The sequence below is a fragment of the Streptomyces klenkii genome (genome assembly GCF_003626645.1).
Taxonomy (GTDB): Bacteria; Actinomycetota; Actinomycetes; order Streptomycetales; family Streptomycetaceae; genus Streptomyces; species Streptomyces klenkii.
Map to the genome: position 1 here is coordinate 133,194 of NZ_RBAM01000003.1, position 13,005 is coordinate 146,198.

Genomic DNA, 13,005 nt, shown 5'->3' on the forward strand with positions numbered 1-13,005 from the left:
CCTCCGGGCAGGCGTTACGCCTCGGGGCCCGCGATCAGCTTGCCGCCCGTCGAGCGGACCGGCACGGAGGGCAGCGGGTCACCGGCCGGGCCCTGGAGGACCTTGCCGGTGTTGACGTCGAACTCGCTGCCGTGGCAGGGGCAGCGGACCTTGCCGTTGTCCACCTTGTCGGCCACGCAGCCCGCGTGCGTGCACACCGCGCTGAACGCCTTGTACTGGCCCTGCACGGGCTGCGAGACGATCAGCCGCTGCTCGCGGAAGAGCCGCGCCTGGCCGACGGGAACGTCGGCCGCCGGGCCGAGGTCCACCGGCGCCGTGGGCACCGCGGCGGCCTTGGGGCCGGTCTTGCCGTCGCAGGCGGCGGCGCCCAGCCCGGCGACGCCCGCGAGCGCCGCGCCCCGGAGCACGGTGCGCCGCGACGCGCAGGGGGTCTCGGCGGGGCTCTGCGGGGACGAGGGGGTGCTCATGGGGGCTCCAGCGCTGGACTCACGGTGACTGCGCACCGACCTTACCCGGCGCCGGAAGCCTCCCCGCGGGTGGCCGGGCGGGCTCTTCGCGAGCGGGCGGGCTCTTCAGGAGAAGAGCCCGCCCGGCGACCGGCGCAGGAGGCGGTCAGCTCCGCCGCGCCGCGGCCTTCTTCCTGGCCGCGGGCTTCTTCCGCGGCAGCGGAACCGCGTCGCTGACGCGGTCCCCGAGGAGCTCCCGCAGGAACTTGCCGGTGTGGCTGGACGGCACGGACGCGACGTCCTCGGGCGTGCCCTCGGCGATGACGAGGCCGCCGCCGTTGCCGCCCTCGGGGCCCATGTCCACGACCCAGTCGGCGGTCTTGATGACGTCGAGGTTGTGCTCGATGACGATGACGCTGTTGCCCTTGTCGACCAGGCCGGACAGCACCGAGATGAGCTTGTTGATGTCCTCGAAGTGCAGACCCGTGGTGGGCTCGTCCAGGACGTAGACCGTGCGGCCCGTGGAGCGCTTCTGGAGCTCGCTGGCGAGCTTCACACGCTGGGCCTCGCCGCCGGAGAGCGTCGGCGCGGACTGCCCGAGGCGGACGTAGCCGAGCCCGACCTCGTTGAGCGTGCGCAGGTGGCGGGCGATGGTGGGCACGGCCTCGAAGAAGGACAGGGCCTCCTCGATGGGCATGTCCAGCACCTCGGCGATGGACTTGCCCTTGTAGTGCACCTCCAGGGTCTCCCGGTTGTAGCGCGCGCCGTGGCAGACCTCGCACGGCACGTACACGTCCGGCAGGAAGTTCATCTCGATCTTGATGGTGCCGTCGCCGGAGCAGTTCTCGCAGCGGCCGCCCTTGACGTTGAAGGAGAAGCGGCCGGGCAGGTAGCCCCGGACCTTGGCCTCCATCGTCTCCGCGAAGAGCTTGCGGACGTGGTCGAAGACGCCGGTGTACGTGGCCGGGTTGGACCGCGGCGTCCGGCCGATGGGCGACTGGTCGACGTGGACGACCTTGTCGACGAGGTCGTCGCCGTCGACGCGGGTGTGGCGGCCGGGCACGGCCCGGGCGCCGTTCAGCTCGCGGGCGAGGTGGGTGTACAGGATGTCGTTGACCAGCGTGGACTTGCCGGAGCCGGAGACGCCGGTGACGGCCGTGAGCACGCCGAGCGGGAACGAGACGTCGATGTCCTGGAGGTTGTTCTCGCGGGCGCCGCGGACGGTGATCCGGCGGCCGGGGTCGACGGGGCGGCGGGCGGCCGGTATGGCGATGGCCTTCTTGCCGGAGAGGTAGTGCCCGGTCATCGACTCCTTGTTGCGCAGGAGCTCCTTCAAGGGGCCGCTGTGCACGACCTTGCCGCCGTGCTCGCCGGCGCCGGGGCCGATGTCCACGACCCAGTCGGCGACCTTGATGGTGTCCTCGTCGTGCTCGACGACGATGAGGGTGTTGCCCATGTCGCGCAGGCGGACGAGGGTCTCGATCAGGCGGTGGTTGTCGCGCTGGTGCAGGCCGATGGAGGGCTCGTCCAGGACGTAGAGCACGCCGACGAGGCCGGAGCCGATCTGCGTGGCGAGGCGGATGCGCTGGGCCTCGCCGCCGGAGAGGGTGCCCGCGGCGCGGTTGAGCGAGAGGTAGTCCAGGCCGACGTCGACGAGGAACTTCAGGCGCTCGTTGACCTCCTTGAGGACCCGCTCGGCGATCTTCTTCTCGCGGCCGGTGAGCTTCATGTCCCGCAGGAAGTCGGCGCACTCGCTGATCGACATCGCCGAGACCTCGGCGATGGACCGGCCCTGGACGGTGACGGCCAGGACGATCGGCTTCAGGCGCGTGCCCTCGCAGGTCGGGCAGTCGACCTCGCGCATATAGCCCTCGAAGCGCTCGCGGCTGGCGTCGCTCTCGGCCTCGGAGTGGCGCCGCTTGACGAACGGCACCGCGCCCTCGAAGGCCGTGGTGTACGCGCGCTCGCGTCCGTAGCGGTTGCGGTAGCGCACCTCGATCTGGGTCTTGTGGCCGTTGAGGAGGGCCTTCTTGGCGCGCGCGGGCAGCCCGGCCCAGGGGATGTCCGTGCGGAAGCCGAGGGCGTCGGCGAGGGCGTCGACCAGGCGGCTGAAGTAGTCCTTGGTGTGGCCGTGCGACCAGGGGCTGATCGCGCCCTCGTCCAGCGACTTCTCCGGGTCCGGGATGATCAGCTCGGGGTCGACCTCCATGCGGGTGCCGATGCCGGTGCACTCGGGGCAGGCGCCGAAGGGCGAGTTGAACGAGAAGGAGCGCGGCTCCAGCTCCTCGAACGACAGGTCGTCGTAGGGGCAGTAGAGGTGCTCGGAGTACATCCGCTCGCGCTCGGCGTCGTCCTCGGGGAGGTCGACGAAGTCGAGGATGACCATGCCGCCGGACAGGCCCAGGGCGGTCTCGACCGAGTCGGTCAGGCGGCGCTTGGCGCTGTCCTTGACGGTGAGGCGGTCGATGACCACCTCGATGGTGTGCTTCTCCTGCTTCTTGAGCTTGGGCGGGTCGGAGAGCTGGATCGTCTCCCCGTCCACCCGGGCCCGGCTGTAGCCCTTGGTCTGGAGGTCGGAGAAGAGGTCGACGAACTCGCCCTTGCGCTCGCGCACCAGCGGGGAGAGCACCTGGAAGCGGCTGCCCTCGGGGAGCTCCAGCACCTTGTCCACGATCGCCTGCGGCGACTGGCGGGAGATCGGGCGGGCGCACTCGGGGCAGTGCGGCTTGCCGATGCGGGCGAAGAGCAGCCGGAGGTAGTCGTAGACCTCGGTGATCGTGCCGACGGTGGAGCGCGGGTTGCGCGAGGTCGACTTCTGGTCGATGGAGACGGCCGGGGACAGGCCCTCGATGAAGTCCACGTCGGGCTTGTCCATCTGCCCGAGGAACTGCCGTGCGTAGGAGGAGAGCGACTCGACGTAGCGGCGCTGCCCCTCGGCGAAGATCGTGTCGAACGCGAGGGACGACTTGCCCGAGCCGGAGAGCCCCGTGAAGACGATCAGGGAGTCGCGGGGGAGGTCGAGCGAGACGTTCTTGAGGTTGTGCTCGCGAGCGCCACGGACGATGAGACGGTCAGCCACGCCGGTCGGCACCTTTCTTGAGAACGATATCGATGGGGTCCGCTCCTGCGGTCGCCTTCGGGAACGCTTCCCGGGAGCGGTTCTTGCGGGCGGATCCTGGGGCGGTGAGGCGCGCGCCCCCGGTCCAGGGTAGGGGGGCCGCGGCGTTGTTGTCGGATGCGATGCCCCACCGAGCCTATAGCACGCACATTCGATTTACGGTCGGAGTCCGACACCTTCACCCGGACGAGTGGCGGCGCTATCGTCGGCCGCATGATCGATCACGTGCGCGACCTGGCATCTGTACGCGAAGCGACCGACCGCTTCCTGAGCGCAGCCGGAAAACTCGGCGACGACGCCGTCGCCGGGCCGTCCCGGCTCCCGGGCTGGACCCGCGGCCATGTGCTGGCACACATCGCGCGCAACGCCGACGCGCTCGCCAACGTCCTGTCGGGGCGGCCCATGTACGCGAGCAGCGAGTCCCGCGACGCGGACATCGCCCGGGACGCCGCCCGCCCCCTGGACGCCCACCTCGCCGACCTGCGCGAGAGCGCCGAGCGGCTGAGCGCCCGGGCCGCCGCGCCCGCCGACTGGACCCGCACCGTCGTCATGCGCAACGGCGTGACCGATCAGGCCGCCCGCGTCCCCTTCCGCCGCTGGATCGAGCTGGAGCTGCACCTGGTGGACCTGGACGCCGGCTACGAGCTGGCGGACCTGCCGGAGGAGTTCACCGGCCGGGAGATCGCCTTCCTCGCCGAGCGCTGGTCGGGCCGCCCGGAGGTGCCCGCCGTCACGCTCGTCGCCGACGACGGCAGGAGCTGGCGCACGGGCGGCACCGCGGAGGGCGCCCCGGTCACCCTCACCGGCTCCCCGGCGGCCCTCCTGGGGTGGCTCGCGGGCCGCGGCGGCAAGGGTGCGGAACTGGACACGGGCGGCGCCGCACTGCCCGCTCTTCCCCCGCTTTAGCGGGGGTGGGAGAACGGGGTGAAGGCATAGGCTGGCGGCATGACGTACAGCGGAGCGGTGAAGGTCGGCGGACCGGCGGACGTGCACGAGCTGACCGACCTGATGATCTCGAAAGTCGCGGTCGGCCCGATGGACAACAACGCCTACCTGCTGCGCTGCCGCGCGACGGACGAGCAGTTGCTGATCGACGCGGCGGCCGAGCCGCACACCCTGATGAGCCTGATCGGTGACAGCGGCATCGCGTCCGTGGTCACCACGCACCAGCACGGCGACCACTGGCAGGCCCTGCGCGAGGTGGTCGACGCCACCGGCGCCACCACCTACGCGGGCCGCGAGGACGCCGAGGGCATCCCCGTGCCGACGGACGTTCCGGTGGACGACGGGGACGTCATCCGCGTCGGCCGCGTGGAGCTGACCGCCCGCCACCTCGTGGGCCACACCCCGGGCAGCATCGCGCTGGTCTACGACGACCCGCACGGCCACGCGCACGTGTTCACCGGGGACTGCCTGTTCCCGGGCGGCGTGGGCAACACCCACAACGACGCGGAGGCGTTCGCGAGCCTCCTCCACGACGTGGAGACGAAGCTCTTCGGACAGTTGCCGGACGAGACCTGGGTCTACCCCGGCCACGGCGCGGACACCACGCTGGGCGCCGAGCGGCCCCACCTCGCCGAGTGGCGCGCACGCGGCTGGTGACCCTCCCCGCCCCGAGCCCCGGGAACGAGTGATGCCCCGGGTAGGCAGGGGCCGCGGGGCATGCAGTGAGGCCGTCCATCCAAATCACTCCGGATGCGGCGGCCTCATCTCTTAAAGTACTCCCCCTCGAGCCGGATCGCCATATCTACGCAAATCCGGACGAAAAATCTTTGCGACTCCCCCGCGCCCCCCGTAGCGCGCCCGCACGCCCGTTGCTTCCCTACCGACTGACTGTTGGGCACTACATGCACCCGCAGCACACCGCGCCCCACCGCGCGCCGTCCATGCCGCGCCTGGCGCTCGCCGCCATGACCGGCACCGCCATCGAGTTCTACGACTTCTACGTCTACGGCACCGCCGCCGCGCTCGTCCTCGGCCCGCTGTTCTTCCCCACCGCGTCGCCGCTGCTCGGCACCCTCGCCGCCTTCGGCACCTTCGGCATCGGCTTCCTCGCCCGCCCGCTGGGCTCGGTGCTCTTCGGGCACATCGGCGACCGGCACGGCCGCCGGCCCGTCCTCATGGCCTCCCTGCTGCTGACCGGCGTGTCCACGGTCTGCGTGGGGTTCGTCCCCGCCTACGACACCATCGGCGTCGCCGCGCCGCTGCTCCTGCTCGTCCTGCGGTTCGCGCAGGGGCTGGGGGTCGGCGGCGAATGGGGCGGAGCGGTGCTGCTGACCGGGGAGCACGCCCCGGCGCACCGCCGCGCCCTGTGGACCAGCTTCCCGCAGCTCGGCGCGCCGGTGGGGTTCCTGCTGGCCAACGGCCTCGCCCTCGCGCTGTCGGCGGGGCTCTCCGAGGCGGACTACCTGGCCTGGGGCTGGCGGGTGCCGTTCTGGGGCGCGGGCCTCATGGCGGCGGCGGGCCTGCTGCTGCGCTCCCGGCTCCCGGAGACGCCGCAGTTCCGCGCGCTGGAGGCCACGGACACCCGGGCCGACCTGCCGCTCGCCGAGCTCCTGCGCGGCCACTGGCGGCCGGTCCTGCTCATCGCGGGCGGGCTCTCCCTCGTCTACGCCGTCCACTACGCGATGAGCACCTGGGCCCTGGCCTACGGCACCGAGCGGCTGGGCGTCGGCCGCACGGCCATGCTCGGCTGCATCATGGCGGGCATCGCCGTCTCCACCCTGCTCATCCCGCTCTTCGCGCTGCTGGGCGACCGCTACGGGCGGCGCTCCCTGTGCCTGGCCGGCAGCGCGGGCCTGGCCCTGTGGATGGTGCCGCTGATCGGCCTGCTGCACACCGGGCGACCGGTGTGGATGACGCTGGGCTTCGCGGGGGCGGCGGTGCCGTTCTCGGCGGTGGTCAGCGTCGTCGCCGCGTACCTGCCGGAGCTGTTCGAGACCCGGGTGCGCTGCACGGGGGCGGCGGTCGGCTACAACCTGGCCGGGGTGGTGGGCGGCGGCCTCACGCCGGTCGTGGCGACGGCGCTGGCGCAGGGCTCCGGCCCGCCCTGGGCGGTCGCCGGCTATCTCGTGGCCGTCTCCCTCGTCAGCCTGGGGTGCTTCGCCCGGCTGCCCGAGACCCGGCCCGGCACGGCGCCCGGAACCGCGCCGGAGGCCGCCCCCGCCTGAGCGGGGACGGCCTCCTGAGGCACGCGGCATCGGCGCCGTCAGACGCGGGCGGCGTCCTTGGCGTCGCCTGCGTTCCCGCCCTCCGGAGCAGCCGCGGCGGCCCGGAGGGCCTCCGCCTGAGCCCCGGCCTCGACCTCCGCCTCCGCCTGCTTCCGCGAGGCGCGGAGGCTGGTGATGGTGGTGACGACCAGCACCGCGCAGATGACGCCGAGGGACACCGGGATGCTGATCTCCGGGACGCCCACGCCGTTCTCGTGCAGGGCGTGCAGGACGAGCTTGACGCCGATGAAGCCGAGGATGACCGACAGCCCGTACGAGAGGTGGACGAGCTTCTTCAGCAGGCCGCCGATCAGGAAGTACAGCTGGCGCAGGCCCATGAGGGCGAAGGCGTTGGCGGTGAAGACGATGTACGGGTCCTGGGTCAGGCCGAAGATCGCGGGGATCGAGTCCAGGGCGAAGAGGACGTCGGTGGTGCCGATCGCCAGCATGACGATCAGCATCGGCGTCATCAGGCGCTTGCCGTTCTCCACGACGAAGAGCTTGGTGCCGTGGTAGCGGTCGGTGGAGGGGAAGCGCTTCTCGACCAGCTTGAGGAAACGATTCTCCTCGAACTCTTCGTCCTCCTCGTCGGCGCGCGCCTCCTGGATGAGCTTCCAGGCGGTCCAGATCAGGAAGGCGCCGAAGATGTAGAAGACCCAGGAGAAGTTGGCGATGATCGCCGCGCCGGCGCCGATGAACACGGCCCGCAGCACGAGGGCGATGAGCACGCCGACCATCAGCACGCGCTGCTGGTAGACCGGCGGCACCGCGAACTTCGCCATGATCAGGACGAAGACGAAGAGGTTGTCGACGCTCAGCGACTTCTCGGTGATGAAGCCCGCGAAGAACTCGCCGGCGGGCTGACCGCCGCCGAAGACCAGCAGGCCGAGGCCGAAGAGGCCGGCCAGCGCGACCCAGACCGCCGTCCAGATGCCGGCTTCCTTGAGGGAGACCTCGTGCGGCTTGCGGCCTCCGATGAAGAAGTCGGCGGCGACGAGGGCGCAGAGACCAAGGATGGTCAGCGCCCACAGGGTCAGGGAGACGTCCACTGTTCCTCCGGTACGTCGTACGGGGCGTACGGCAGTCCTCAAAACGGTACAGGAAGAACCAAGGAACGGTAAAGGAAACCCAAAAAGCCCAGGTCGGAGGCGCTTTACCTACTAGATGCCGTAGGCCTGCCGCGCCTGCCCCACCCGTTGCAGCACCTGCCGCACGACGTCGCTGCCGGCCGGCACGAGCGACGGCTCGTACGTCCAGGTGTGCCCGACCCACGGGTCGGCGAGGTGGTCGTCGGGGACCGGCGTGATCCTCAGCAGGGCGCGCCAGAGCGGGTCGAGCACCGGCCCGTACCCGCGGGCGTCCTCCCGGTCGGCGACCATCATCAGGTGCACTCCGACGGACGGGCCCTCGTCCGCGAGGTAGCGCAGCTGGTTGACCGCGCGGTCGTCGAAGCCGTGCGGGAAGTCGTTGACGATCAGCAGCTGCTCGGCGGTGTCCACGTCCGGCGGGAGGGAGTCGGCGGCGCCGCTGCGCACGGCCATCTGCACCAGGTCGACGCGGCGCGTCAGCCGCTGGAGCAGCGCGGAGACGCCCTGCGCCCCGGCCGCGGGCGGCTCCTTCAGCGCGCCGGTCTGCAACAGCGGCGCGAGGGCCGTGCCGGCCGCGCCCGCCGGGTCGATGACGTGCACGGTGAAGTCCCCGACCGGGTACACGGCCAGCAGCCGCGCCGCGTGGGCGACCGCCGTCTCCATGGCGAGGCGGCGCAGCTCGGTGGCGTCCACGACCGCCGATTCGAACCCGGTGGGGCGGCCGCTGTCGATCCACAGGCCGCGCTCCAGGGGCAGCCGCACCAGCATGGGGATCCGCAGGCCGGTGCCCTCCGGCAGGTGCAGATCGCCCAGGCGCAGGGCCATGGGGGTCTCCAGCGGCACCTGGTAGCCGTGCCAGACGGGATTGTCCCAGCGGGCGAAGGCGGGCGGCAGGGCGTGCTCGACGACCTCGGCCTCGGCGGTGAGCTGAGTCAGGTCCCGGTCGAGGACGGCGCGGGCCTGCTCCACCAGGCTCGCCTGCCGGGCGCGGGCCTCCGCCCGGGCCGCGTCGGCGGCGGGGCCGACCCGGGTGGCCGGGTCGGAGAGCACCTTGTCCAGCTCCTGCTCCAGGCGGGACTCCGCGAAGTCGACGGCGCTGCGGTAGGCGGCGGCGGAGCGGGCCAGGTCCTCGAACATGCCCCACACCTGGTTGTAGAGCCGCTCGTCCATGGTCCAGCCGTTGGCGTCGCCGGCCACGGGGCGCGGCGGCTGCCCGGGCTCGGCGGGCGGGGCGGCCGGGGCGGGTGCGGGAGGCGTGGCGGTGGCACGGCGGGGGTGGCGGTAGTCGACGGGCCCGCCCCCGGCCGCGGGGCTCTGCGGGGCGGGGTCCGGGGCGGGGCGCGGGGGCGCGGCGTCCGGAGCCGTGCGCGGGGGCGGCGGTGCGACGGCGCGGGCCGTGCCGCGGGTGACGGCCTCGTTGATGGCGGCGGCCGTCTCCAGGGCCCGCTCCAGGCCCTGGTCCTGGAGCAGCGCGGCGAGGCCGCCCGCGTAGCCCTGGCCGACGGCGCGCACCTTCCAGGCGTCCTGCCTGCGGTACAGCTCCACGGCGACGACGGCGGACTCGGCGCCGAGGTCCGTGATCGTGTACGTGGCGATCTCCGCGCCGTCGAGCTCGGTGACGGCGACGAACGGGGCGGCCAGCACCCCGAAGGAGGTGGGGCCGCCGGCTCCGGCGGGCAGCGCGAGCAGCACGTGGACGCGGTGCACGTCCTCGGGGAGAGCGTCCAGGTCGACGGCGAGCCGGTGGTCGGCCGCGGCCTGCCGGGAGACCTCCAGGCCGGGCAGGCGGTGGGAGGCGGGGTGCGCGACCCGGTCGGCGCCGGACACCGTGCCGTTCGCACCGGCGAGCGTGGCGCCCGCGACGACGGGGCCTTCCGCGGAGACCCGGATCTCCAAGCGGGTCCCGGACAGCGGGTGGTTCTGCCCCCGCACCAGCTCGGCCGTCATTGCTTGCGCCCCCTAGTTGCTCGTGCTCGTTCTGCGCTTGTCGTGCCCGCGGGCCCGGCGGAAGCGCTCTCCGCCGGGCCCGGGATGTGGTGTCAGGACGCGTGTGCCTACAGGCTCGGCAGGATCGCCGGCATGAGGTCCTGGAAGGTCTTGCCGTTGGCCGGCGTGCCGATGGCGGTCATCGCCCAGCCGCTGCCGGAACGGTGCACCTTCGCCATGATCTGCGCGGTGTACGCGCCGCCGCCGTCCAGGGTGTAGCGGGCGAGCTCCTGGCCGTTGGTCTCGTCGACGAGGCGGCAGAAGGCGTTCTGCACCTCGGAGAACGTCTGGCCGGTGAAGGAGTTCACCGTGAAGACGATCTGGTCGATGTGCACGGGAACGCGCTGGAGGTCGACGAGGATGGCCTCGTCGTCGCCGCCGGTGCCGGCGCCGCCGACCAGGTTGTCACCGGTGTGGCGGACCGAGCCGTCGTCGCTGACCAGGTGGCGGAAGAAGACCACGTCCACCGGCTGGCCGCCGGCGAACAGCACCGCCGAGGCGTCGAGGTCGATCTCCCTCGTGCGCGACCCGAACAGTCCGCGGCGGGGGGCGGCCTGCCAGCCCAGCCCCATCCGCACGGCGGTCAGGGTGCCCCCGTCTGCCTTCTGCAGGCTGATGCCCTGACCCTTGGACAAGTTGACCGTCACGCGCAGTCCCTTCTCGTTCTATCCCCGTGGGCCGGGCGTCCGCACGGCCTCCGGCCCCGACCCTACGCACGGACCCGGACCGCACACGAATCCGGACGGGATTTGTGGCGGTCTTGCAACATCCGGCCGCGGCCCCCGCGGCGGGTGGTGCCGGAGCGTCAGGCGAGGCCGGCCTCCCTCATCTGCCGCAGCTCCTTCTTGAGCTCGCTCACCTCGTCGCGCAGCCGGGCGGCGACCTCGAACTGGAGCTCCGCGGCAGCGGCCCGCATGCGGTCGGTCATGTCCTCGATCTGCTGCGCCAGTTCGGCGGCGGGCTTGTCCGTCACCGCGACGGCGCCCTTCGCCTTGGCGCCCTTGGCGGCCTTCGCCCCCTTGCCGGCCGCCTTTCCGGCCGCGGCGGTGGGCACCGGCGCCTTGCCCTTGGCGCCCTTGTCGCGGTAGCCCGAGCCCAGCAGCTCCTGCGTGTCGATCTCCTCGCGGGCGAGGGTCGCGACGATGTCGCCGATCTTCTTGCGCAGGGGCTGGGGGTCCAGGCCCCGCTCCTTGTTGTACGCGATCTGCTTCGCCCGGCGGCGGTTGGTCTCCTCGATGGCCTTCTCCATGGCCGGGGTGACCTTGTCGGCGTACATGTGCACCTGGCCGGAGACGTTGCGCGCGGCGCGGCCGATGGTCTGGATGAGGGACGTCCCCGAGCGCAGGAAGCCCTCCTTGTCGGCGTCCAGGATGGCGACGAGGGACACCTCGGGCAGGTCGAGGCCCTCGCGCAGCAGGTTGATGCCGACCAGCACGTCGTACTCACCGGCCCGCAGCTCGCGCAGCAGCTCCACGCGGCGCAGGGTGTCGACGTCGCTGTGGAGATAGCGGACCTGGATGCCGAGCTCCAGGAAGTAGTCCGTGAGGTCCTCGGCCATCTTCTTGGTGAGGGTGGTGACCAGGACCCGCTCGTCCTTCTCGGTGCGCTTGCGGATCTCGTGCACCAGGTCGTCGATCTGGCCCTCGGTCGGCTTGACGACGACCTCGGGGTCGACGAGGCCGGTGGGGCGGATGATCTGCTCCACGAAGCCGTCGGAGCGCGAGAGCTCGTACTTGCCGGGCGTGGCCGACAGATACACCGTCTGGCCGATGCGCTCGGTGAACTCCTCCCACTTCAGCGGGCGGTTGTCCATGGCCGACGGCAGCCGGAAGCCGTGCTCGACCAGCGTCCGCTTGCGGGAGGCGTCCCCCTCGTACATGGCACCGATCTGCGGGACGGTGACGTGCGACTCGTCGATGACGAGGAGGAAGTCCTCCGGGAAGTAGTCCATGAGGGTGTTGGGCGGGGAGCCGGGCTCGCGGCCGTCCATGTGCAGCGAGTAGTTCTCGATGCCGGAGCAGGAGCCGATCTGACGCATCATCTCGATGTCGTACGTGGTGCGCATGCGCAGCCGCTGCGCCTCCAGCAGCTTGCCCTGCTTCTCCATCCGGGCGAGGGTCTCCTCCAGCTCCGCCTCGATGCCGGCGACGGCCTTCTCCATGCGCTCGGCGCCGGCGATGTAGTGGCTGGCGGGGAAGACGTACAGCTCCTGGTCGTCGGAGAGGACCTCTCCGGTGAGGGGGTGGAGCGTGGAGAGCGCCTCGATCTCGTCGCCGAACATCTCGATGCGGACGGCGAGCTCCTCGTAGACCGGGAAGATCTCGATGGTGTCGCCCCGGACGCGGAAGGTGCCGCGGGTGAACGCGACGTCGTTGCGGGTGTACTGGATCTCCACGAAGCGGCGCAGCAGGTCGTCGCGGTCGATCTCCTCGCCGATCTTCAGCGGCACCATGCGGTCGACGTACTCCTGGGGGGTACCCAGGCCGTAGATGCAGGACACCGAGGCCACCACCACGACGTCACGCCGCGTGAGCAGGGAGTTGGTGGCGGAGTGGCGCAGCCGCTCCACCTCCTCGTTGATCGAGGAATCCTTCTCGATGTACGTGTCCGACTGCGGAACGTAGGCCTCGGGCTGGTAGTAGTCGTAGTACGAGACGAAGTATTCGACGGCGTTGTTGGGCAGGAGCTCGCGGAACTCATTGGCGAGCTGGGCCGCCAGGGTCTTGTTCGGCGCCATGACGAGCGTCGGCCGCTGGAGCTTCTCGATCATCCACGCGGTGGTCGCGGACTTGCCGGTGCCGGTGGCACCGAGGAGGACGACATCCTTCTCACCTGCGCGGATACGCCGCTCCAGCTCGGCGATGGCCGCGGGCTGGTCACCGCTGGGCTGGAAGGGGCTGACGACCTCGAAAGGCGCCACCTTGCGTTCGATCTTCGATACGGGCCGCATGGGACCACGGTACGACCCGCCACTGACAACGGCCGGACACCCGCCGTCCGGCCCCTGTTCCCGGGGCGAACGGCGGGCGGCGATCCGGCGAAGAACACCCGTCGGCGTGCGCCCGGCGCGCTCCCGTCGCGTACTTGTCTGAGGTAGGCCCATCCCGTACACCAGGGGTCGGGGCGCCGCGGGCGTCCGCGACCGTCCGTGTCCAGCC

General features: G+C 71.7%; 9 protein-coding genes. 3 read left to right on the forward strand and 6 right to left on the reverse strand.

Annotated elements, in window-relative coordinates; translation table 11 throughout:
• Positions 1–14: 14 nt before the first annotated feature.
• Positions 15–467, reverse strand: a complete 453-nt coding sequence (locus D7231_RS07345) for a Rieske (2Fe-2S) protein (RefSeq protein ID WP_120754136.1) — start codon at positions 465–467, stop codon at positions 15–17.
• A gap of 145 nt (positions 468–612) precedes the next feature.
• A complete protein-coding gene (gene uvrA / locus D7231_RS07350) occupies positions 613–3,525 on the reverse strand; it encodes an excinuclease ABC subunit UvrA (RefSeq protein ID WP_120754585.1) in 2,913 nt (970 codons plus the stop codon).
• 252 nt (positions 3,526–3,777) lie between these two features.
• Between uvrA and D7231_RS07355 the strand changes: the two genes are divergently transcribed.
• The 3 genes from D7231_RS07355 to D7231_RS07365 all read left to right on the forward strand — a co-directional run bounded on the left by D7231_RS07355 (position 3,778) and on the right by D7231_RS07365 (position 6,734).
• Positions 3,778–4,470, forward strand: coding sequence for a maleylpyruvate isomerase family mycothiol-dependent enzyme (locus D7231_RS07355; RefSeq protein ID WP_120754137.1), 693 nt, complete (start codon positions 3,778–3,780; stop codon positions 4,468–4,470).
• Between the two features lie 39 nt (positions 4,471–4,509).
• Positions 4,510–5,166 carry an MBL fold metallo-hydrolase gene (locus D7231_RS07360; protein ID WP_120754138.1) on the forward strand — a complete coding sequence of 219 codons (657 nt, stop codon included), beginning with the start codon at positions 4,510–4,512 and terminating at the stop codon, positions 5,164–5,166.
• Positions 5,167–5,450: 284 nt separating this feature from the next.
• Positions 5,451–6,734: an MFS transporter gene (locus D7231_RS07365; RefSeq protein WP_120754586.1), complete on the forward strand. Its 1,284-nt coding sequence runs from the start codon at positions 5,451–5,453 to the stop codon at positions 6,732–6,734.
• 38 nt (positions 6,735–6,772) lie between these two features.
• Here the strand turns inward: D7231_RS07365 and D7231_RS07370 are convergent, their stop codons facing one another.
• The 4 genes from D7231_RS07370 to uvrB form a co-directional block, all read right to left on the reverse strand.
• Positions 6,773–7,822: a TerC family protein gene (locus tag D7231_RS07370; RefSeq protein ID WP_241999607.1), complete on the reverse strand. Its 1,050-nt coding sequence runs from the start codon at positions 7,820–7,822 to the stop codon at positions 6,773–6,775.
• Positions 7,823–7,933: 111 nt separating this feature from the next.
• Entirely contained in the window at positions 7,934–9,808 is a 1,875-nt protein-coding gene (locus tag D7231_RS07375) for a TerD family protein (RefSeq protein WP_120754139.1), read from the reverse strand.
• Between the two features lie 107 nt (positions 9,809–9,915).
• Positions 9,916–10,494, reverse strand: coding sequence for a TerD family protein (locus D7231_RS07380; RefSeq protein ID WP_106681282.1), 579 nt, complete (start codon positions 10,492–10,494; stop codon positions 9,916–9,918).
• Positions 10,495–10,652: 158 nt separating this feature from the next.
• Positions 10,653–12,797, reverse strand: a complete 2,145-nt coding sequence (uvrB, locus tag D7231_RS07385; protein WP_120754140.1) for an excinuclease ABC subunit UvrB — start codon at positions 12,795–12,797, stop codon at positions 10,653–10,655.
• Positions 12,798–13,005: the final 208 nt, after the last annotated feature.